This is a genomic window from Enterobacter sp. GD03975 (genome assembly GCF_029838645.1).
Lineage (GTDB): Bacteria > Pseudomonadota > Gammaproteobacteria > Enterobacterales > Enterobacteriaceae > Enterobacter > Enterobacter quasihormaechei.
On the sequence record NZ_JAOBZC010000001.1, the window covers coordinates 355,212 to 375,584 of the forward strand.

Below are 20,373 nucleotides of genomic sequence, written 5' to 3' on the forward strand. Positions count from 1 at the left end.
TTTCCCCTCATCCGCCTTACGCCAGGATATTGATCGCCATTTTGAGATCAAGGAACGCCCATGGAACAACGCCGTTTTTCCGGCAAAGGCCACTGGTATCATGAAACCCAGTCGAATCATTCGCAGACGGATGTTCTGCCGCTGGTGCCTGAAGCCGCTAACGTCGACGATCGTTTTTTGCTCGATTTAGCCCTGCCTGATGACATCCTCGCAAGCTGCGCTGTCTGGCTCACGCCTGCCCGAGCTCTCTGCAACCTACTGTTCCCGCTTGATACTCCTGTTAACCGTCTGCATACGCTTAGCGCCTACGACAGGCTGAGTACGGCCTTAACGGTTGCGCAGGCGTGTGGCGTCCAGCGGCTCTGTAACCACTACGCGGCGCTGCTCGCCCCCCTTCCGGGCCCCGACTCTTCCCGGGAAAGCAATCGACGCCTTGCAGAAATCACCCAGTATGCCCGCCAGTTAGCCAGCTCGCCCGATGTCATCGACGACAAAGCCCAATACCACCTTGATGAGGTTGGACTCACGACGTATGACATTGTGCTTATCAACCAGATCATCGGTTTTATCGGTTTTCAGGCACGCGTAGTTGCGGTGTTTCAGGCGCTGCTCGGCCATCCGGTACGCTGGCTGCCCGGACACCACATTCAGCCCCATACGCTACCGGTCAGCTTCCGCAGATGGGCCGCCACGCTACCCGCGGTTGAACTAAAATATGCCAGCGCGCTTCAGCTTGAGGCGCTTTCACGCTGGCAGGCGGAACCGGCGCTACAGGCGCTCACGCCGGTGCTGTGCCATGAACCGATGCTGCTTAATCTGACGGGCGACATTCTGGTTAACCATCCGCAAAGCGAAGACCCCTCCTCTTCGATGCTCTCAGCCGCCCATACGCTGCTCGCCGCTTCGCCGGATCGCTTTAGCGCCGCCCAGTTAACGCCCCTGACCGAGTCGGGTATCCCGCCAGAAATCGCCATTAATTTGCTCACCCGGCACGCGTTTTACGGCTGGCTGGACCGCCTGCGCGTGGCGCTCGGCAGAGAGGAATAACCGTACTCTTTACCTAAAGAGCGCTTGCTGTAGCAGTGAGAATCGCGTAAAACTGTCAGCCGCTCAATGGCTACGAAAATAGAACATTATGTTTCAGGACAACCCGCTGCTTGCGCAGCTTAAACAGCAACTGCATTCCCAGACGCCGCGTGCAGAAGGGGTCGTAAAAGCCACGGAAAAGGGCTTTGGCTTTCTGGAAGTTGACGGACAAAAGAGCTACTTCATTCCGCCTCCTCAGATGAAGAAAGTGATGCATGGCGACCGCATTTCGGCCGTTATTCATACCGAAAAGGAACGAGAGTCTGCCGAGCCGGAAGCACTGATCGAGCCTTTCCTGACCCGCTTTGTCGGGAAAGTGCATAAAAAAGACGATCGTCTCTCTATCGTGCCGGATCATCCTCTCCTGAAAGAGGCTATTCCGTGCCGCGCCGCGCGTGGCGTTGAGCATGATTTTGTAGAGGGTGACTGGGCCGTTGCTGAGATGCGCCGTCATCCGTTAAAAGGCGATCGCGGCTTTTACGCCGAGCTGACCCAGTTCATCACCTTTGGCGACGACCACTTCGTGCCGTGGTGGGTGACGCTGGCGCGCCATAACCTGGAAAAAGAGGCGCCGGATGGCGTGGCGACAGAAATGCAGGACGAGGGACTGGAGCGTCGCGATCTGACCGGGCTGGACTTTGTCACCATCGACAGCGCCAGCACCGAGGATATGGACGACGCGCTGTACGCGGAAGAAGCCGCGGATGGTAAACTGCATCTGACCGTTGCGATCGCCGACCCTACCGCATGGATTGTCGAAGGCAGCAAGCTGGACGAGATGGCCAAAGTGCGTTCGTTCACCAACTACCTGCCGGGCTTCAACATCCCGATGCTGCCGCGCGAGCTTTCCGACGACCTCTGTTCCCTGCGTCCCCATGAAGTGCGTCCGGTACTGGCGTGCCGTATGACCATCGCGGCTGACGGCACCATTGAAGAAGATATCGAATTCTTCGCCGCCACCATCGAATCCAAAGCCAAGCTGGCCTATGACAACGTCTCCAACTGGCTGGAGAACACCGGTAACTGGACACCTGACTCTGAGAATATTGCCGCGCAAATTCGCCTGCTGCACCGCGTCTGCCTGAGCCGCAGCGAATGGCGTCAGACCCACGCGCTGGTCTTCAAGGATCGCCCTGACTACCGTTTCGTGCTGGGTGAAAAAGGCGAAGTGCTGAACATCGTCGCTGAGCCACGCCGTATTGCCAACCGCATCGTTGAAGAAGCGATGATTTCCGCCAACATTTGTGCCGCACGCGTGCTGCGCGACAAATTAGGCTTCGGCATTTACAACGTGCACACCGGGTTCGATCCGGCGAACACCGAAGCGCTGGCTGCCCTGCTGAAAACCCATGACGTACACGTTGATCCTGAGGAAGTGCTGACCCTGCAAGGTTTTTGCAAACTGCGCCGCGAGCTGGACGCGCAGCCGTCAGGGTTCCTTGACAGCCGTATTCGCCGTTTCCAGTCCTTCGCGGAAATCAGCACCGAGCCAGGCCCGCACTTTGGTCTCGGCCTTGAGGCGTACGCCACCTGGACTTCCCCGATCCGTAAGTACGGCGACATGGTTAACCATCGTCTGCTGAAAGCGATCGTTAAAGGGGAATCCGTTGCCCGCCCACAGGATGATACGACGTTGCAGATGGCAGAGCGTCGCCGTCTGAACCGTATGGCGGAGCGTGATGTCGGTGACTGGTTATACGCGCGCTTCCTGAATGATAAGGCAGGAACTGACACCCGTTTCCCGGCTGAAATTATCGACATCAGCCGAGGCGGTATGCGCGTACGTCTGGTGGATAATGGCGCCGTAGCCTTTATCCCTGCCCCGTTCCTGCATGCCGTTCGCGACGAGCTGGTTTGCAGCCAGGAAAACGGGACAGTGCAAATTAAAGGCGAAACGGTTTACAAGGTCACTGACGTGATTGATGTCACCATCGCTGAAGTTCGCATGGAAACCCGCAGCATTATCGCGCGCCCTGTCGCCTGATAATCACCTGGAATATCGGTCATCTTCTTAACGGATGGCCGATACTTCTCTCCCGTACTCTCTCCCGCAAAATTATCGTTTTTACTCATACTTTTCAGTATCCCACCGCCATGTATACCGACAAAGAAAATAGTCGGGGTAAATTCTGCGTGTTCTCGCCAGAGATGAACCAGCGCGTGTTTGAATTTCTCTGGCTGGATACCAACCTGCGTAAGGCGCTGGATAACGATTAACTGTTGACCCACTATCAGGCCAGGAATGCCCGTTAGCGCCGTTTTACACTAATCCCCCCTGGAACCCGCAGCCTGCGGGGGTTAAAATTTTCACTTTCATTTAACGAATTTGGTTATTGCATTTTTTACCTTCTCTTTTGAATCAATTTTCTGCATCATTGATAATATTAACTTTTCGCTTCAGGGTGAGCTTATGTCTAACATTGATGCAGCAGCCGTGGCACAGCGTATCGATACCGTGCTGGATATTCTTGTCGCGGGTGATTATCACTCTGCTATCCGTAATCTTGAGATCCTCAAGTCTGAACTGCTGGCAGAGAACGGCGCCGATAACGCACCAGACTCCACTCAACCAAAAGCCCCGTGGGAAGTGTAACCACGTCTTTTCCGCCTTTGTCTTTTAAATGGATGCTATGAATTCCCGACAACAAATCATTTTGCAGATGGTGATCGATCAGGGACGCGTTAGCGTTGTCGATCTCGCTAAAGCCACCGGCGTTTCTGAAGTCACCATCCGTCAGGATCTGAATATTCTGGAAAAACAGAGCTACCTGCGTCGTGCGCACGGTTATGCCGTTCCACTGGACAGTGACGACGTCGAAACCCGCATGATGAATAATTATGCGCTCAAGCGGGAGCTTGCGGAGTTTGCGGCATCCTTAGTGAATAACGGTGAGACCGTCTTTATTGAAAATGGCAGCAGCAACGCCCTTCTGGCACGCACGCTTGCCGATCAAAAAGACATTACCATCATCACCGTCAGCAGCTATATCGCCCACCTGTTGAAGGAAACTCGCTGCGAGGTGATCCTGCTGGGCGGTATTTACCAGAAGAAAAGCGAAAGCATGGTTGGGCCTTTAACGCGTCAATACGTTCAGCAGGTTCACTTCAGCAAAGCCTTTATTGGTATTGACGGCTGGCAGCCTGACACCGGTTTTACCGGTCGCGACATGATGCGCTCCGATGTGGTTAACGCCGTGCTCGCCAAAGAGTGTGAAGCAATTGTGCTGACCGACAGCTCTAAGTTTGGCGCCGTACACCCGTATACGATGGGGCCTGCTTCGCGCTTCAGCCGCGTAATTACGGATGAGCGTTTGCGCGAGGAATACCGCCAGCAATTAGAACAGGACGGCCTGACTGTCGATATTGTGAAAAAAACGGCCTGATTATCCTGCTGCGCCCGAATAAAGGGCGCACTTAAACCTTTCTCTGAGATTATTCCGATCCCTCCTTTAAGAGTTTTTACCTGTTGAAACCTTTCTAAATACGTAAAATTAATATTAGCGATATAACAGGAAGTGACTATCACCTGCGTGATGATGAAACGCCTGCGCGACCAGCTTTCACGGAAACAGAATTTAGGTATGAATATTGTCTATACTTAATATGCATTCCTTTCCGTGAATCGATAATTCAGGAGAAAGTATTATGACCTTTACCAGCAAAAAATTAGCCGCCGCTGTTCTGGCAATCACTGTAGCAATGTCCCTGAGCGCCTGCTCTAACTGGTCTAAACGTGACCGTAACACCGCAATTGGTGCCGGTGCTGGTGCGCTTGGTGGTGCAGTGTTAACGGATGGTAGTACGCTGGGTACTTTAGGTGGTGCTGCCGTAGGTGGTGTTATCGGTCACCAGGTGGGCAAATAATCACCATAACGGTTCTCACCGGTATAATAATATATTTTGTATTTTCAGGTCTGACTTACGCACGTAAAAAAAGAGCCACGGCAATGTCCGTGGCTCATTTATTTTAGCCGCCCGCCAGTTTGACTTTCATGCCTTTGGCTTCCAGCAGCGATTTAATTAAATCGCGTTTATCGCCCTGAATTTCAATAATGCCGTCTTTCACTGCCCCACCGCATCCGCATTTCTTTTTAAGCTCAGCGGCGAGTTTTACCAGCTCTGCATCATCCAGATCGACGCCGGTGACCAGGCAAACGCCTTTGCCCTTTCTGCCGCTGGTCTGGCGCTGGATCCGCACGATGCCATCGCCTTTCGGGCGTTCCGCTTTCTCTTTTGGCTCTTCGATGCGCCCGGTATCCGTTGAATAGACCAGACGACTGTTGGCGTCACGCATTATGCCCCCTTTTTCAGTGATGCATTAATCGCTTTCAGGGTCTCTGCCGGATGAGCAGATTGCGTCACCGGGCGACCAATCACCATATAGTCTACGCCCGCGCTCAGCGCCTGCTCTGGCGTCATGATGCGTCGCTGATCTCCTGACTCACTGCCCGCCGGACGAATACCCGGCGTCACCAGCTTAAAGTCGCGGCCTAACTCAGTTTTGAAGCGAACCGCCTCCTGAGCGGAACAGACCACCCCATCAAGGCCACACTGTTGCGTGAGGCGAGCGAGACGCTCCGCATGTTCGGCAGGTGACAACGTCACACCCAGGTCGCGCAGGTCGGATTCATCCATACTGGTCAGGACGGTGACGGCGATCAGAAGCGGTGCGTCATTGCCAAACGGCATCAGCGCTTCGCGCGCCGCTGTCATCATCCGTGCCCCGCCGGAAGCATGAACGTTAACCATCCACACTCCCAGTTCAGCCGCCGCAGCAACGGCGTGCGCAGTAGTATTAGGAATATCGTGAAATTTCAGGTCGAGGAAAACGTCGAAACCACGCTGGTGCAGATCGCGAACGATTTGCGGGCCGAACAGCGTAAACATCTCTTTGCCGACTTTCAGACGGCAATCACGGGGATCAATACCATCAACAAAGGCCAGTGCGGCGTCACGGTTATTGTAATCCAGAGCAACAACAACGGGAGAATCGGTAACTACGCGGGAAGTGGAGGAAGTAACAGACGTCATGACCAGCCCTTTTCGTCTATGGGCGCACAGCGGCGCGAAACAGATAAACGGCGTGCATTCTACCTGCCATCGGCATAAATGAACAGAATCGAATGCTTTTCCTGCTGAACCACAGACCGCACGGTGCTGACGGAATGAATGTACCCATTAGTATGTTGTAACTAAAATAAGGTGTTTTAAAAAAATCACTGCCCGTCCAGACCACGGATTGGCTTAATGGTGGACCACGCACGGCATGAAGGACAATGCCAGTAGAGCGAGTAAGCGGTAAAGCCACATTTCTGGCAGCGATAGCGCGGTTTACTCCGCACCTGCTCGCCCACCATGTCTCGCAGCACCATCAGACTCTCTTTAGCGCGGCCTTCTTCTGCATCGTTAAGGTGGTAATCCATCAGCTTGTGGAAGACGCGCATCGTCGGATGGCGCTGCAACTGACGGGTAATATACACCTGGGCGGTATCACTCCCTTCGTGCTGTTCGACGACGTCGGACAGCATCAGCTCGGCGGTAGCCCCGGTGTTCTCTTCAACGCAGCGGCGCAAAAACGCAACCCATTCATCCTGCTTACCTAACTGCTGATAGCAGGTTTGCAGCATTTCCAGCGTTTCGCTGACCAGCTCTTTGTCCTGATCGATAACGCGAAGCAGGCTTTCAACCGCTTTAGCGTAATCACCGTTTGCCATAAAGACCCGCCCCATCATGATCGAGATGCGGGCGCTGTTGCGATCGGCCGCGGCGCCTTTCTTAAGCAATGCCATGGCTTTATCCATGTCATCGCTACCCATTTGCTGAAGGGCCAGCTCGCAGTAAAAGTGGGCAATTTCGACGCGCTGTTTGTCTTTGCCGAGTTTGACCAGCCGTTCTGCGGTATCAATCGCTTTTTGCCAGTCGCTGGTAGCCTGGTAGATTTGCAGAAGCTGCTGAAGCGCACCGATACGGAAATCGGTCTCATCCACCAGCTGGGAGAACATGTCTTCAGCGCGATCGTAAAGCCCCGCCGCCATGTAATCTCTGCCCAACTGCTGCACGGCCAGCAACCGTTGCTCATAGGTCAACGACGCGCTTTCCATCAGGGTCTGGTGGATACGGATGGCACGGTCAACCTCTCCGCGCGAGCGGAACAGGTTTCCCAGGGTGAGATGCGCCTCTACGGTGCCGGTATCCTCTTTGAGCATGTCGAGGAACAGATCGACCGCTTTATCCTGCTGATTGCTCAGCAGGAAGTTCACCCCCGCAACGTAGTCACGGGAGAGTCGGTTTGCTTCATCCTGTTTTGTTTGTTGCGCGCTTCTGCGGCCCATATACCAGCCATAGGCTGCGGCGACAGGCAAAAGCAGAAACAACAACTCCAGCATATTCGATTATTCCTTGACTACCGGCACACCAGAGCTCGCCGGAATGTCAGTCGCAGGCGTAAGTTGATGTTCAAGTCGTTTAATTTTACGTTCAGCGCGAACAAGAGAAACACGAACCTTAAGCCAGAACAGGCCGCATACGAGCCAGCCAATGACAAAACCCGCTGCGAACAACACGGCCAGCAGGCTCGACACCCGGTACTCGCCCTGCGCCAGCAGATAGTTGAAACTGACCTGTTGATCGTTTTGCGCGCCCAATGTGACTGAAATGACAAAAATCGCCAGTACCAGTAAGAAAATGAGTAAATATTTCACATGACTTCCCGTTATGTGGTTCGAGCGTATAAAGCGTGTTCAACTCACTGCAATCAGCCTTATAAGCTACCATTTTAGTGGCGGGCGCGAAATGGAAAAAGTGACGCGCCCTTCATGGATTTATGGTCAAATTGCGGAATATCAACCTTCAGGTTCCGCCAGACTCCCTTTCGGCTATTTCTTGCTCCTCTTGCGGCGGCGGCGTCAGTGGTCCACAAAAACGTTGTGCAAGCCATGTCGCCAGCGTCACCAGTATCCACGAGATCAGCGTTGCCACCACCAAATCGCGCGGCCAGTGCATCCCGAGCAGCATTCGGCTGCCCATTACGCCTGTCGCCCAGACAAGCAAAATCGCAATCGTGAGGGTACGCCGACGCGGCCACAGAAGCCCCACGCCGAGTAACGCCCAGCTGGCAGCAAACATTGTATGACCAGAAGGAAAGGCAAAGCCGGTCTCTTTTTGCCAGTGTTTGCGTAAAAAGGCCGGGATATCCTGCTGTTCCGCAAGCTGTTCTTTCACCAACGCCCCGCGATCCTTACGCTTTAAAGTGTAGAACTCATCTACCGGAATATGGTGCGTTTTTTCCAGCCAGACAACAAAGGGACGGGGCTCCTGCACGCGATCCTTCACCCATGACTTCACACCCTGCCCCACAAGAATGGCGCCACCGAGAATGGCAAACAGCACCAGCGCCGCGCGAAGGCGAAAGCGCAGGCACCACAGAAACCATGCACAGAGCAGCACATGCGTAATAATCCCCCACGGCTGGGTAACCGTTTCGGTTATCCAGTATAAGGCTTTCAGCCATGTCTCGTTATGTCCAGGCTGCCACATCCAGCCGGAGAACCAAACGACAAGGGGTACAACTAGCAATACGGCGGCGCCGGCGGCCGTACGTCTGGCAATTGAAAGCATGTCCTCTCCTTTTTGACTAAGCACCACAATCATAACTGAATTTCATCATTCTGGTGGATATGTCGGATCGTGCGTTTAACGTTCGTATAGCGTGGTGGTGATTAGGTGAAGTTGCCGGGCTTGTGGCAAAATAGGCGAATACAGAAAGCAAAATGGGGCACAGACACGAAACGTGTCAGCCTTCTCTGGAGAATCACATGCAGCTTAAACGTGTGGCAGAAGCCAAACTGCCAACCCCATGGGGCGATTTCCTGATGGTGGGTTTTGAAGAACTGGCAACCGGACAAGATCACGTCGCGCTCGTATACGGTGACATTTCAGGACAGACGCCGGTACTGTCTCGCGTTCATTCAGAGTGTCTGACCGGTGACGCGCTGTTCAGCCTGCGCTGTGACTGCGGTTTCCAGCTCGAAGCCGCCCTTTCTCATATCGCAGAGGAAGGTCGTGGCGTACTGCTGTATCACCGCCAGGAAGGACGCAATATCGGGCTGCTGAATAAAATCCGCGCCTATGCGTTGCAGGATCAGGGCTACGATACGGTCGAAGCCAACCATCAGCTTGGCTTTGCTGCTGATGAGCGCGATTTCACCCTGTGCGCGGATATGTTCAAGCTGCTGGGCGTGGACGAAGTGCGTCTGTTGACCAACAACCCGAAAAAAGTAGAGATCCTTACTGAAGCGGGTATTAACATCGTTGAACGCGTGCCGCTGATTGTTGGCCGCAACCCGAAAAACGCGCACTACCTCGATACCAAAGCCGCCAAAATGGGCCATCTTCTGAGCGAGTAATCGCAAAACGCCCGGCACGTCTGCCGGGCGAGTTTTATCAGTCCAGCATCTTACGAATCACGTAATGCAAAATGCCGTCGTTCTGGTAATAGGTCAGTTCTGTTGCGGTATCAATGCGACACCGGCACTCCAGCACCTCCGTTCGACCGTCTGCGCGCGTTAACTTCACGGGCACCGTTTTACCCGGTTGCAGATTTTGCAGACCGCTGATATCAATCTGCTCTTCCCCGGTCAGCCCCAGCGTTTTACGCGTCACGCCCTGCGGAAACTCAAGCGGCAGGATCCCCATCCCGATCAGGTTTGAACGGTGAATACGCTCAAAGGATTCGGCAATAACCACGCGAACCCCCAGCAGACGCGGACCTTTCGCAGCCCAGTCGCGGCTGGAGCCGGAGCCGTACTCTTTCCCGGCAATCACGGCCAGCGGCGTCCCCTCCTGCTGATACTTCACGGCAGCGTCATAAATTGAAATGACCTCCGTATCCGGCAGGTGGCGCGTCATGCCCCCTTCCACGCCCGGCACCATTTCATTACGAATGCGGATGTTGGCAAAAGTCCCGCGCATCATCACTTCGTGGTTACCGCGACGCGAGCCGTAGGAGTTAAAATCACGTCGCTCCACGCCCCGGCTTTGCAGATAACGTCCCGCAGGGCTATCCGCCTTGATGCTTCCCGCCGGGGAGATATGGTCTGTCGTGACGGAGTCCCCCAGCATCGCCAGGATCCGCGCACCCTGAATATCCTTCAACGGTGCGGGCTCTGCCAGCATCTCATCGAAGAATGGCGACAGGCGGATATAGGTGGAATCATCCTGCCAGTCATAGGTATCAGAACCCACCACGTCGATCGTTTTCCACTCCGGCGTCCCTTCAAACACTTCCGCATACTCTTTGCGGAACATCTCGGTGGAGACTTTTTCGACCGCACGCGCAATTTCACGCGATGATGGCCAGATGTCTTTCAGATAGACCGGTTCATTCTTGCGATCGTGACCAATTGGATCGGTCGCCAGGTTAATGTTCATGTTTCCGGCCAGAGCGTAAGCCACAACCAGCGGCGGCGAGGCCAGCCAGTTGGTCTTCACTAGCGGATGAATACGCCCTTCAAAGTTTCGGTTACCGGAAAGCACCGCGCCAACGGTCAAATCCCCCTGCTTGATCGCCACTTCAATAGGTTCAGGCAGTGGACCCGAGTTACCGATACAGGTGGTACAGCCATAGCCCACCAGGTTAAAGCCCAGCTCGTCGAGATAAGGTGTGAGTCTGGCCTGCGCCAGATAATCAGACACCACTTTCGAGCCCGGCGCCAGAGACGCTTTCACCCACGGCTGTGGCTTAAGCCCCAGCTCGACCGCCTTTTTCGCCAGCAGCCCGGCGGCCATTAGCACGCTGGGGTTAGACGTGTTGGTACAGGAGGTAATAGCGGCGATTACCACGGCGCCGTCAGGGAGCTGATACTGATGCCCGTTGAGCACGTAGTCCACCGGACGGTGATCTTTTTGCGCGGCATTAACCTCCAGCTCATTGCTGGCGGCAAAAGCTTTCGGTACGTTGCTCAGCGCGACGCGGTCCTGAGGACGTTTCGGCCCTGCGAGGCTTGCCTCAACGGTGCCCATATCCAGCTCCAGCGTACTGGTAAATACCGGCTCGTCGCCCGGGTTACGCCACATGCCCTGCGCTTTAGTGTAAGCCTCGACGAGGGCAACCTGCTCCTCGCTGCGACCGCTGAGACGCATATACTCAAGCGTTACGCTATCAATCGGGAAAAAGCCGCAGGTTGCGCCATATTCCGGTGCCATATTGGCGATGGTGGCGCGGTCCGCCAGCGGCAGAGAATCCAGACCATCACCATAAAATTCAACGAATTTGCCTACCACGCCATGCTTACGCAGCATCTGGGTGACCGTCAGGACCAGATCCGTGGCGGTAATGCCTTCGGACAGCTTACCGGTGAGCTTAAAGCCCACTACATCGGGAATGAGCATCGATACCGGCTGGCCAAGCATGGCCGCTTCCGCTTCGATACCGCCCACACCCCAACCCAGTACGCCGAGGCCGTTAATCATGGTCGTGTGAGAGTCGGTGCCCACCAGCGTATCCGGGTACGCAACCCACGCCTTATCCTGCAATTCACTCCAGACGGCTTTACCAAGATATTCCAGGTTCACCTGGTGGCAAATTCCGGTGCCCGGTGGAACGACGCTGAAGCGGCTGAACGCCTGCTGACCCCATTTAAGGAATACGTAGCGTTCATGGTTACGTTCCATTTCCAGACGGACGTTTTCGCCGAACGCATCGTCGTCACCAAAGTGGTCGACGGTGACGGAGTGGTCGATGACGAGGTCTACCGGGGAGAGTGGATTAACCTTAGCGGTATCGCCCCCGAGACGCTTGACGGCTTCACGCATGGCGGCCAAATCCACAACCGCCGGCACGCCGGTAAAATCCTGCATCAGCACCCTGGCCGGGCGATAGGCAATTTCTCTGTCTGCATGTGCATTCTTTAGCCACCCTGCCAGAGCCTGGATATCCTCCTCGGTAACCGAGTCGCCATCCTGCCAGCGTAAGAGGTTTTCCAGTAAGACTTTCAACGACTTGGGCAACCGCGAAATGTCCCCAAGCGTCCTGGCAGCCAGCGGTAAGCTGTAGTAGTGCCAGGTTTTATTTTCCGCCTGTAACGTGTCCTTACTGGCTTCGCGTAGGGTTAACGACATAAGCTCCTCCTTAAAAACAGGGATGTCCTGACAATCATCAGGGCTGTAATTAAAGATAACACAAAGATGTCGTAACGTTTTGATAACAACCCAAATTGATAAATTTCGGAATGGTCCAACGCGAGGGATAAAACAAAAAACCCCGCCGTGGCGAGGTTTTACGATTTAGTGGAGAGCCAGCCAGATAAGCTGACACCAGAAGAGGATCGACGCTGAGAATACGCCGAGCCATGACCAGTATTTTACGGTTGTCATGTTATTTGTCATAGGGACACCAGTCTTTAATTATTTGAGGTTCCGAGGTCTGCCCTCGATCTATATTGCTGATGTGTATTTATTAAAGAGTACAAAAGCGCACAGTCTTTATTCAGACTATTTGCATCGTTACGCAAAAAGCAAAATTATTGTTTTTTGGGCTCGTCTTCCGCGAACACATCAATAAAGGCCTGCTGCTGTGGCGTCAGTTTCCAGGAGGCTGGCACGCTGGTTGCTGGCACCTTGCGCGCTTTGTGAGCATTGTCACGAAGCTGACATATCTCTTTTCGCACTTCCGTACGCACCGTCATGACCATATTCAACCCCAGAATTTCCAGACAAGGAGAGCAACCACCACCCAGAACAGGGCAGAGCCAAGAAAGACCGCCAGCCAGGCTTTACGCTTAAGTGCGGGATCCCTTTGCGGTTCTTCACTTCCTGACGGCATTGCTAACCTCATACAATCGACATCGCTTATCATTTAGAGACCAAACAATTGGCACAAGTAATCATCTGATGAGATAAATCCTAAAGAAACTTTAGCCGAAAAGCCAGTGAATTTACGCATCTGGGCCTGGGAAAAATTCAATCTTTTGACCGGAAATAAATAATTGAAAGGAATAATTTGCACACCTGTAAATTAGTTTCTACTTTTGTCGCAAATTTGCGACAGTAAAACCCCAATCATCAAATGGGTTATGACGATATATGACAGTCGGCGCAAATGAGGTTAATTCTAATTTAGCTTAAAGAGAAATGGCGGTATCTTTCCGCAAGAGAAAGATACCGGATGTGATTATTTGGCGGGAAGTTTGATGTCTTTAAACATCTCTTCGATATCTTCGTTGGAGCGTAACGCTACGGCCGTATCTACCACATCACGCGTTAAATGGGGCGCGAAGCGTTGAATAAAATCATACATATAGCTGCGCAGGAACGTGCTGCGACGAAAACCAATCTTGGTGGTGCTGTGGCTGAAAATATCATGCGCGTCCAGACGCACCAGATCCGGGTCTGAGACAGGATCCACCGCCATGCTGGCAATAACCCCCACACCCAGGCCCAGACGCACGTAGGTTTTTATGACGTCCGCGTCCGTCGCGGTGAAGACAATCCGAGGCGTTAATCCGGCGCGGTTAAAAGCGGTGTCCAGCTCAGAACGGCCCGTAAAACCGAACGTATAGGTCACCAGTGGGTATTGCGCCAGCTCTTCTATTGTCACTTCGCCCTTCCCCGCCAGCGGATGGTCAGGGGTCACCACAATGGAGCGGTTCCAGTGGTAGCACGGCAACATAACCAGGTCATCGTACAGATGAAGGGCTTCCGTCGCGATGGCAAAATCGGCATTACCTTTGGACACGGCCTCGGCAATTTGTGTCGGCGATCCCTGATGCATATGCAGGGAAACGCGGGGATAGCGTTCAATGAAACCTTTAATCACCCCGGGAAGCGCGTAACGCGCCTGGGTGTGCGTGGTGGCAATATACAGTGAGCCTTTATCCGGCCAGGTGTGTTCCCCTGCGACGGATTTAATGGCATCAACTTTGGAAAGCACTTCCCGCGCGATGCGGATAATTTCCTGTCCTGCCGGCGTGACCTGCGTCAGGTGCTTACCGCTGCGGGCAAATATCTGAATACCCAGCTCATCCTCCAGCATACGCACCTGCTTGCTGATGCCGGGCTGCGAGGTATAAAGGCCTTCTGCGGTGGAAGAGACATTAAGGTTGTGATTAACGACCTCAACGATATAGCGAAGCTGCTGTAATTTCATGCCAGACCATCCGATTTAACGCACGCGACAATCGCTTAAGACGATTTAATAATAAGAAACGGGTTAACTATAACCACTATATCATTTATAGCCAGGCTGTATAGTACGGAACAAAAAATAATAACGAGGTAATAAAAAAGGGCCGGAGATCCGGCCCTTTCACAGGTAAGTTACGGTAAGAGATGATTATTTTTTGCCTTCAACCCATTTACCGTCGACAAAGAAGGCTGACCAGCCGGTTGCTTTACCCTCTTTTTCTGCCGCCACGTACTGCTGCTTCGTTTTACGGCTGAAACGCACCACGGTTTTGTTGCCTTCCGGATCCTGCTGTGGCGCATCGGCCAGGTAACGCAGTTTCTCCGGCAGACGGTCGCGGAAGCGGTACAGCTCTTCGACCAGCGGCGCACGAGTCTCGCGCGATTTCGGGAAGGTGTTAGCGGCCAGGAACACCCCGGCAGCGCCGTCACGCAGGACGAAATAGGCGTCTGACTTCTCGCACGGCAGTTCCGGAAGCGGAACCGGATCTTCTTTCGGCGGCGCAACTTCACCGTTACGCAGGATCTTACGCGTGTTTTTACAGTCGTCGTTGGTACATGCCATGTACTTACCGAAGCGTCCCATTTTCAGGTGCATTTCGGAACCACATTTCTCACACTCAACGACCGGACCGTCATAGCCCTTAATGCGGAACTCGCCTTCTTCGATCTCATAACCGTCGCAGGTCGGGTTATTACCGCAAACGTGCAGCTTACGTTTCGGATCGATCAGATAGCTGTCCATCGCCGTGCCGCATTTCTTACAGCGGCGTTTGGCGCGCAGCGCGTTGGTTTCCGCATCGTCCCCTTCCAGCACGTTGAGAACTTCGTTCTCCGGCACGAGGTTGATGGTGGTTTTGCAGCGCTCTTTTGGAGAAAGTGCATAACCAGAACAACCGAGGAATACGCCCGTTGTTGCAGTACGGATCCCCATTTTACGGCCACAGGTTGGGCAGTCGATGCTGGTGAGCACCATCTGGTTAGGCAGCATGCCGCCTTCTTCAGGATCTTTTTCAGCTTTCTCAAGCTGGCTGGTAAAATCGCTGAAGAAGCTGTCGAGAACTTTCTTCCACTCGGCCTTATGGCTGGCAACCTCATCGAGGCTGTCTTCCATCTGTGCGGTGAAGTCATAGTTCATCAGCTCACGGAAGTTAGCTTCCAGACGGTCGGTGACAATCTCACCCATTTTTTCAGCATAGAAACGACGGTTCTCAACGCGAACGTATCCACGATCCTGAATGGTCGAAATGATTGACGCATAGGTAGACGGGCGACCGATGCCGCGTTTTTCCAGCTCTTTTACCAGCGATGCTTCGCTAAAACGCGCAGGCGGCTTGGTGAAGTGCTGAGCCGGGACCAGATCGACCAGCGACAGCTCGTCCCCTTTGTTGACGGAAGGCAGCGTTCTGTCTTCATCACCTTTGCGCAGCGCAGGCATCACTTTTGTCCAGCCGTCGAAGCGCAGGATACGACCGCGCGCTTTCAGGCGGAAATCACCCGCACCAACGGTCAGCGTGGTGGAGTCGTATTTCGCTGGCGTCATCTGGCAGGCCACGAACTGGCGCCAGATCAGCTGATACAGCTTCTGCGCGTCCGCTTCCATATCCTTCAGTGATTCGGCCAGGACGGAAACGTCAGAAGGACGAATCGCTTCGTGCGCTTCCTGAGAGTTCTCTTTGCTGGCGTACTGATTAGGACTGTCCGGCAGGTATTTCTTACCGAAGTTATCCTCAATATAGCCGCGCACCATGCTGACAGCGTCCTGGCTCAGGTTGGTGGAGTCAGTACGCATGTAGGTAATGTAACCCGCTTCATACAAACGCTGGGCCATCATCATGGTTTTCTTAACGCCGTAACCCAGACGCGTGCTTGCCGCCTGCTGGAGCGTTGACGTGATAAACGGTGCGCCAGGCTTGCTGCTGGTCGGTTTGTCTTCACGATCCAGAACCTGATAACGTGCTTTTTCCAGCAGCGCCACGGCGGCCATGGTCTGGTCGCGATTTTCAGGACGGAACGGCTTGTCGTTGTGGTGGCTCACCTGCAACGGCAGCGCATCGCCGCCCGGCGTGGTGACGTTGGCATCCACTTCCCAGAACTCTTCCGGGACGAACGCTTTGATTTCGCGTTCGCGCTCAACAACCAGACGAACGGCCACGGACTGCACGCGCCCCGCAGACAGGCCGCGCGCGACCTTTTTCCACAGCAGAGGCGAGACCATGTAGCCTACAACGCGGTCCATAAAGCGACGCGCCTGCTGAGCGTTGACGCGGTCGATATTCAGTTCACCCGGCTTTTCAAACGCCTGACGAATCGCATTCTTTGTAATTTCGTTAAACACTACGCGGCTGTAGCGTTTGTCATCACCCCCGATCACTTCCCGCAGGTGCCATGCGATGGCCTCCCCTTCGCGGTCAAGGTCGGTTGCGAGATAAATGTGGTCTGCTTTTTCAGCAAGCTGCTTCAGCTCGTTAACGACTTTTTCTTTGCCTGGCAGCACTTCGTATTGTGCATCCCAGTTGTGCCATGGGTTAACACCCATGCGGTTGACAAGCGCGCTACGTTCATCCTTTTTAGGCTTTTTAGCCCCTTTGGTGGAGGTAGAGTCTGCGCTCTTTTTGCTGGCTGAGCCACTGGTCGGCAAATCGCGAATGTGACCAACGCTGGACTTAACCACGTAGTCATTGCCCAGATATTTATTGATCGTTTTGGCTTTTGCCGGGGACTCAACGATGACGAGAGCTTTACCCATATTCACCTTTACCTAATTTAATTCTTCCAGGAATACGCCGCACGTTGATTTCCCTTCCGCTGACGACGAGCCATTGATATTGCGACGTCGACAGGGGATATCAACCCCTATGTCTTACCGAACGTCAGAATGGCGACATCCAGGTCATTGAGTTTTCGGGTATTTTTCTCACATCAAAGCTCATTCGTGACGAATTCCCGGTCGAATGTCAAGCAATTCTGTTGCCAGAATGACGAAAGCGCACACTGTACCTGATAAAATTCGTTACGCAACTTTATTAGCATGCAAAAGCAATTCCCGCCAGCCAATCCCCTTTCCTTATCCCCTCGGATAACAGGGAAAATTTGCCCCTGAAGCGACCCAGGCGTAGACTATTGTCACTGTTTAAGGAGTGGAATATGCAGAAAACGACCCAACCCATTGACCGAGCTTCTCTGCTTATCGAAGCAAACAAACTCATTCGCGACCATGAAGACACCCTGGCGGGGATCGAAGCGACTGGCGTGGAACAGCGTAATGGCGTGCTGGTGTTCAGCGGTGAATATTTCCTTGATGAACAAGGGTTGCCAACCCCGAAAAGCACCGCCGTATTTAACATGTTTAAATACCTGGCGCATGCTCTCTCAGAGAAGTATCACCTGGTCGATTAAAAGTAAAAACGCGAGGCATATGCCTCGCGTTTTTCTTTAGAGCAACGGCTTTTGTCCGCGCTGCAACCAGCGCAGCAGCAGGCGATCCGCGCTTTCTGCCGCACTATTGGTAAAACGGTCGAGGAGGCGCTTACGACGGGTGAAGCGCACCCCCACCAGCTCACGGCCTTCCATCAGGTTTATCAGGAGATCGTCGCTGGTACCCACTTCGTCCACCAGCCCTTTCTCCTGCGCCTGCGTGCCGTACCAGTGTTCGCCCGTAGCTACCTGCTCAATGTCCAGCGTTGGGCGCATGCGGTGCACGAAATCTTTGAACAGATGGTGGGTTTCGTTCAGATCTTCCCGGAACTTCTGCCGTCCCTCTTCGGTGTTCTCGCCGAGCAGCGTGAGCGTACGTTTGTACTGACCCGCCGTATGCAGTTCGATATCGATCTCTTTGTTTTTCAGGAAACGATTGAAGTTAGGGATCTGCGCGACCACGCCAATCGAGCCGATAATTGAAAAAGGTGCTGCGACGATTTTATCCGCCACGCACGCCATCATGTAACCGCCGCTCGCCGCGACTTTATCTACCGCTACGGTGAGCGGGATCTGTTTATCACGCAGACGCTGTAACTGCGACGCCGCCAGTCCATACCCATGCACGACGCCGCCGGGGCTTTCAAGGCGTACTACAACCTGATCCTGCGGTGTCGCCACGGCCAGTACCGCCGTCACTTCTTCGCGCAAAGAGGAGACTTCATGCGCGTCCATGCTGCCTTTAAAATCGAGCACATAGACGCGCGGCTTTGCATCAGCCTGCGGCGCGGCGAGCTTCGCTTTCGCCTTCGCCGCTTTGGCTTCCTGCTTATGTTTTTTCTTCTGGGCTTTTAGCCACAGCTTCTGTTGATGATCGTCAAGCAGCGCCAGAGACATCTCCTCCTGCATCTCTTTATACTGCTCGCTCAGGCGGGTAATGCGTAACTCACCACGCTGACGCTTACGCTGCGTCAGGTTGACAATCAGAGCGGCAATCACCGCGATAGCAATAACCACCGTCGCGATTTTCGCCAAAAACAACCCATATTGAGAAAGTAATTCCACGCGTCCACCTTGATTTAACCACGAATCTTTCACGCCAGTGTACAACAGCCCTGCGCGGGCGTCTCGCTCTGGACATTACCTCTGCGAGGCGGCTTCAGGAATCCCCCTGTTCTGGTTTAAATCTTTGCAAATTGTTAATTTCCCAGCGTTCTGTCCTGTAGACTGATTGAATTCTGACGCTGTTTCGGGCATAAAGCCGAAAAGTCATAAATAAAGGTGCAAGTCACGCTCAATGCGCCTGAGGAGCCACCGTGCATTATCAGCCACAAAAAAACCTTCTACAGAATCGCATCATTCTGGTTACCGGTGCCAGCGACGGGATTGGTCGCGAAGCGGCGCTGACCTATTCTGAATACGGTGCGAGCCTTATTCTGCTGGGACGTAATGAAGAAAAGCTAAAATCCGTTGCCCGTGAAATCGAAGACGCCGGCGGTACGCCCACGCCCTGGTATACGCTCGATCTGCTGACCTGCACGCCAGCGTCATGTCAGGCCCTTGCCCAGCGCATCAGCACGCATTATCCCCGTCTTGACGGCGTGCTGCACAACGCGGGATTGCTGGGCGAAGTGCGCCCGATGGATGAACAGGATCCGGAGATTTGGCAGCAGGTGATGCAGGTTAACGTCAACGGGACGTTTTTCCTCACCCAGGCCTTGCTTCCTTTATTACTCAAATCAGATTCCGGCTCGCTGGTGTTTACCTCCTCGAGCGTAGGTCGTCAGGGCCGTGCGAACTGGGGAGCTTACGCAGCCTCAAAATTTGCCACCGAAGGAATGATGCAGGTGCTGGCTGAAGAGTATCAAAACCGCCCTTTGCGGGTTAACTGCATTAACCCTGGCGGTACGCGCACCAAAATGCGTGCCAGCGCGTTCCCGACAGAAGATCCGCAGAAGCTTAAAACCCCGGCCGATATCATGCCCCTTTACCTGTGGCTGATGGGTGACGACAGCCGTCGCAAAACCGGTATGACCTTCGATGCCCAGCCAGGCCGCAAACCGGGGATATCGCAATGAGTGAAGACCGTCATCAGCAGCGCCAGCAGCGTCTGAAAGAACAGGTTGACGCACGTGTGGCCGCCGCCCAGGACGAACGCGGGATCCTCATCGTGTTCACCGGTAACGGCAAAGGCAAAACCACAGCCGCCTTCGGTACCGCCACCCGCGCCGTTGGTCATGGGCAGAAAGTGGGCGTGATCCAGTTTATCAAGGGGGAATGGCCCAACGGCGAGCGTAATCTACTCGAACCGCATGGCGTTGAGTTCAAGGTTATGGCGACCGGTTTCACCTGGGATACCCAGAACCGGGAAACGGATACCGCAGCCTGCCTCGCCGTCTGGGAACATGCCAAAAGAATGCTCTCTGACCCGACGCTGAATATGGTGTTGCTGGATGAGATCACCTATATGGTGGCCTATGACTACCTGCCGCTGGAAGCCGTGCTGGAGGCGCTCAGGAATCGTCCTGCACACCAGACGGCGATCGTCACGGGGCGCGGGTGTCATCGGGATATTCTGGAGATTGCAGATACCGTCAGCGAGCTGCGTCCGGTTAAGCATGCGTTCGATGCGGGTATCAAAGCGCAGATAGGGATTGATTACTAAAGAAAAAGCCCGGTATCTTTACCGGG

The 20,373-nt window shown here is 53.9% G+C and carries 22 protein-coding genes; 10 read left to right on the forward strand and 12 right to left on the reverse strand.

Annotation, left to right across the window (positions count from 1 at the left end; all coding sequences use genetic code 11):
- The first annotated feature begins 60 nt into the window (after nucleotides 1–60).
- From N5C09_RS01610 to osmB, 6 genes are all read left to right on the forward strand, one after another.
- The gene (locus N5C09_RS01610; protein WP_279748322.1) at nucleotides 61–1,047 is read left to right on the forward strand and encodes a CMD domain-containing protein; all 987 of its coding nucleotides are present in this window, start codon (nucleotides 61–63) and stop codon (nucleotides 1,045–1,047) included.
- A gap of 88 nt (nucleotides 1,048–1,135) precedes the next feature.
- Entirely contained in the window at nucleotides 1,136–3,070 is a 1,935-nt protein-coding gene (locus N5C09_RS01615; protein ID WP_063866567.1) for an exoribonuclease II, read from the forward strand.
- 110 nt (nucleotides 3,071–3,180) lie between these two features.
- Nucleotides 3,181–3,303: a hypothetical protein gene (locus N5C09_RS01620; RefSeq protein ID WP_279748323.1), complete on the forward strand. Its 123-nt coding sequence runs from the start codon at nucleotides 3,181–3,183 to the stop codon at nucleotides 3,301–3,303.
- Between the two features lie 193 nt (nucleotides 3,304–3,496).
- Entirely contained in the window at nucleotides 3,497–3,679 is a 183-nt protein-coding gene (locus tag N5C09_RS01625) for a hypothetical protein (protein ID WP_063867062.1), read from the forward strand.
- A gap of 37 nt (nucleotides 3,680–3,716) precedes the next feature.
- On the forward strand, nucleotides 3,717–4,469 hold the full coding sequence (locus N5C09_RS01630; protein WP_279748324.1) for a DNA-binding transcriptional regulator YciT: 753 nt from the start codon (nucleotides 3,717–3,719) through the stop codon (nucleotides 4,467–4,469).
- Nucleotides 4,470–4,731: 262 nt separating this feature from the next.
- On the forward strand, nucleotides 4,732–4,950 hold the full coding sequence (gene osmB, locus N5C09_RS01635) for an osmotically-inducible lipoprotein OsmB (RefSeq protein WP_017384212.1): 219 nt from the start codon (nucleotides 4,732–4,734) through the stop codon (nucleotides 4,948–4,950).
- A gap of 103 nt (nucleotides 4,951–5,053) precedes the next feature.
- Here the strand turns inward: osmB and yciH are convergent, their stop codons facing one another.
- The 5 genes from yciH to pgpB form a co-directional block, all read right to left on the reverse strand.
- Nucleotides 5,054–5,380: a stress response translation initiation inhibitor YciH gene (gene yciH, locus N5C09_RS01640; RefSeq protein ID WP_063866564.1), complete on the reverse strand. Its 327-nt coding sequence runs from the start codon at nucleotides 5,378–5,380 to the stop codon at nucleotides 5,054–5,056.
- Entirely contained in the window at nucleotides 5,380–6,117 is a 738-nt protein-coding gene (gene pyrF / locus N5C09_RS01645) for an orotidine-5'-phosphate decarboxylase (protein WP_063866563.1), read from the reverse strand. Before pyrF ends, yciH begins: the two co-directional genes overlap by 1 nt.
- Nucleotides 6,118–6,302: 185 nt before the next feature.
- A complete protein-coding gene (gene lapB, locus N5C09_RS01650; RefSeq protein ID WP_063452279.1) occupies nucleotides 6,303–7,472 on the reverse strand; it encodes a lipopolysaccharide assembly protein LapB in 1,170 nt (389 codons plus the stop codon).
- A 6-nt stretch (nucleotides 7,473–7,478) separates the two neighbouring features.
- Nucleotides 7,479–7,787 carry a LapA family protein gene (locus N5C09_RS01655; protein ID WP_006810839.1) on the reverse strand — a complete coding sequence of 103 codons (309 nt, stop codon included), beginning with the start codon at nucleotides 7,785–7,787 and terminating at the stop codon, nucleotides 7,479–7,481.
- Between the two features lie 148 nt (nucleotides 7,788–7,935).
- Nucleotides 7,936–8,703, reverse strand: a complete 768-nt coding sequence (pgpB, locus tag N5C09_RS01660; protein ID WP_279748325.1) for a phosphatidylglycerophosphatase B — start codon at nucleotides 8,701–8,703, stop codon at nucleotides 7,936–7,938.
- A 197-nt stretch (nucleotides 8,704–8,900) separates the two neighbouring features.
- Between pgpB and ribA the strand changes: the two genes are divergently transcribed.
- Complete coding sequence (gene ribA, locus N5C09_RS01665) at nucleotides 8,901–9,491, forward strand: GTP cyclohydrolase II (RefSeq protein ID WP_013096372.1); 591 nt, start codon at nucleotides 8,901–8,903, stop codon at nucleotides 9,489–9,491.
- 37 nt (nucleotides 9,492–9,528) lie between these two features.
- On the opposite strand, the gene acnA is transcribed toward ribA, so the two are convergent.
- The 6 genes from acnA to topA all read right to left on the reverse strand — a co-directional run bounded on the left by acnA (nucleotide 9,529) and on the right by topA (nucleotide 17,014).
- Nucleotides 9,529–12,204 carry an aconitate hydratase AcnA gene (gene acnA, locus N5C09_RS01670; protein ID WP_107535473.1) on the reverse strand — a complete coding sequence of 892 codons (2,676 nt, stop codon included), beginning with the start codon at nucleotides 12,202–12,204 and terminating at the stop codon, nucleotides 9,529–9,531.
- A gap of 165 nt (nucleotides 12,205–12,369) precedes the next feature.
- Nucleotides 12,370–12,471: a small membrane protein YmiC gene (gene ymiC, locus N5C09_RS01675; RefSeq protein WP_063452276.1), complete on the reverse strand. Its 102-nt coding sequence runs from the start codon at nucleotides 12,469–12,471 to the stop codon at nucleotides 12,370–12,372.
- 134 nt (nucleotides 12,472–12,605) lie between these two features.
- A complete protein-coding gene (locus tag N5C09_RS01680; protein ID WP_063866560.1) occupies nucleotides 12,606–12,776 on the reverse strand; it encodes a hypothetical protein in 171 nt (56 codons plus the stop codon).
- A 2-nt stretch (nucleotides 12,777–12,778) separates the two neighbouring features.
- Nucleotides 12,779–12,919, reverse strand: a complete 141-nt coding sequence (locus N5C09_RS01685) for a YmiA family putative membrane protein (RefSeq protein ID WP_216636322.1) — start codon at nucleotides 12,917–12,919, stop codon at nucleotides 12,779–12,781.
- Between the two features lie 336 nt (nucleotides 12,920–13,255).
- Nucleotides 13,256–14,230, reverse strand: a complete 975-nt coding sequence (gene cysB / locus N5C09_RS01690) for an HTH-type transcriptional regulator CysB (protein WP_006810844.1) — start codon at nucleotides 14,228–14,230, stop codon at nucleotides 13,256–13,258.
- 186 nt (nucleotides 14,231–14,416) lie between these two features.
- A complete protein-coding gene (topA, locus tag N5C09_RS01695; protein ID WP_063866559.1) occupies nucleotides 14,417–17,014 on the reverse strand; it encodes a type I DNA topoisomerase in 2,598 nt (865 codons plus the stop codon).
- A gap of 398 nt (nucleotides 17,015–17,412) precedes the next feature.
- On the opposite strand from topA, the gene N5C09_RS01700 reads away from it, so the two are divergent.
- A complete protein-coding gene (locus N5C09_RS01700; protein ID WP_063452272.1) occupies nucleotides 17,413–17,664 on the forward strand; it encodes a YciN family protein in 252 nt (83 codons plus the stop codon).
- Nucleotides 17,665–17,700: 36 nt separating this feature from the next.
- Here N5C09_RS01700 and sohB read toward each other — a convergent pair whose 3' ends face one another.
- Nucleotides 17,701–18,747, reverse strand: a complete 1,047-nt coding sequence (sohB, locus tag N5C09_RS01705) for a protease SohB (protein WP_279748326.1) — start codon at nucleotides 18,745–18,747, stop codon at nucleotides 17,701–17,703.
- Nucleotides 18,748–18,998: 251 nt separating this feature from the next.
- Here sohB and N5C09_RS01710 point away from each other — a divergent pair, with 251 nt between their 5' ends.
- Both N5C09_RS01710 and cobO read left to right on the forward strand, forming a co-directional pair.
- Nucleotides 18,999–19,760, forward strand: coding sequence for a YciK family oxidoreductase (locus N5C09_RS01710; protein WP_112791786.1), 762 nt, complete (start codon nucleotides 18,999–19,001; stop codon nucleotides 19,758–19,760).
- The gene (gene cobO, locus N5C09_RS01715; RefSeq protein ID WP_279748327.1) at nucleotides 19,757–20,347 is read left to right on the forward strand and encodes a cob(I)yrinic acid a,c-diamide adenosyltransferase; all 591 of its coding nucleotides are present in this window, start codon (nucleotides 19,757–19,759) and stop codon (nucleotides 20,345–20,347) included. The genes N5C09_RS01710 and cobO overlap by 4 nt, the downstream gene beginning before the upstream one ends.
- The last annotated feature ends 26 nt before the right edge of the window (nucleotides 20,348–20,373 follow it).

Excerpts from the sequence above, each read along its gene's own strand:
- N5C09_RS01610 (WP_279748322.1), top strand. The coding sequence starts at position 61 with ATGGAACAACGCCGTTTTTCCGGCAAAGGCCACTGGTATCATGAAACC.
- N5C09_RS01615 (WP_063866567.1), top strand. The coding sequence starts at position 1,136 with ATGTTTCAGGACAACCCGCTGCTTGCGCAGCTTAAACAGCAACTGCAT.
- N5C09_RS01620 (WP_279748323.1), top strand. The coding sequence starts at position 3,181 with ATGTATACCGACAAAGAAAATAGTCGGGGTAAATTCTGCGTGTTCTCG.
- N5C09_RS01625 (WP_063867062.1), top strand. The coding sequence starts at position 3,497 with ATGTCTAACATTGATGCAGCAGCCGTGGCACAGCGTATCGATACCGTG.
- N5C09_RS01630 (WP_279748324.1), top strand. The coding sequence starts at position 3,717 with ATGAATTCCCGACAACAAATCATTTTGCAGATGGTGATCGATCAGGGA.
- osmB (WP_017384212.1), top strand. The coding sequence starts at position 4,732 with ATGACCTTTACCAGCAAAAAATTAGCCGCCGCTGTTCTGGCAATCACT.
- yciH (WP_063866564.1), bottom strand. The coding sequence starts at position 5,380 with ATGCGTGACGCCAACAGTCGTCTGGTCTATTCAACGGATACCGGGCGC.
- pyrF (WP_063866563.1), bottom strand. The coding sequence starts at position 6,117 with ATGACGTCTGTTACTTCCTCCACTTCCCGCGTAGTTACCGATTCTCCC.
- lapB (WP_063452279.1), bottom strand. The coding sequence starts at position 7,472 with ATGCTGGAGTTGTTGTTTCTGCTTTTGCCTGTCGCCGCAGCCTATGGC.
- pgpB (WP_279748325.1), bottom strand. The coding sequence starts at position 8,703 with ATGCTTTCAATTGCCAGACGTACGGCCGCCGGCGCCGCCGTATTGCTA.
- ribA (WP_013096372.1), top strand. The coding sequence starts at position 8,901 with ATGCAGCTTAAACGTGTGGCAGAAGCCAAACTGCCAACCCCATGGGGC.
- acnA (WP_107535473.1), bottom strand. The coding sequence starts at position 12,204 with ATGTCGTTAACCCTACGCGAAGCCAGTAAGGACACGTTACAGGCGGAA.
- ymiC (WP_063452276.1), bottom strand. The coding sequence starts at position 12,471 with ATGACAAATAACATGACAACCGTAAAATACTGGTCATGGCTCGGCGTA.
- N5C09_RS01680 (WP_063866560.1), bottom strand. The coding sequence starts at position 12,776 with ATGGTCATGACGGTGCGTACGGAAGTGCGAAAAGAGATATGTCAGCTT.
- N5C09_RS01685 (WP_216636322.1), bottom strand. The coding sequence starts at position 12,919 with ATGAGGTTAGCAATGCCGTCAGGAAGTGAAGAACCGCAAAGGGATCCC.
- cysB (WP_006810844.1), bottom strand. The coding sequence starts at position 14,230 with ATGAAATTACAGCAGCTTCGCTATATCGTTGAGGTCGTTAATCACAAC.
- topA (WP_063866559.1), bottom strand. The coding sequence starts at position 17,014 with ATGGGTAAAGCTCTCGTCATCGTTGAGTCCCCGGCAAAAGCCAAAACG.
- N5C09_RS01700 (WP_063452272.1), top strand. The coding sequence starts at position 17,413 with ATGCAGAAAACGACCCAACCCATTGACCGAGCTTCTCTGCTTATCGAA.
- cobO (WP_279748327.1), top strand. The coding sequence starts at position 19,757 with ATGAGTGAAGACCGTCATCAGCAGCGCCAGCAGCGTCTGAAAGAACAG.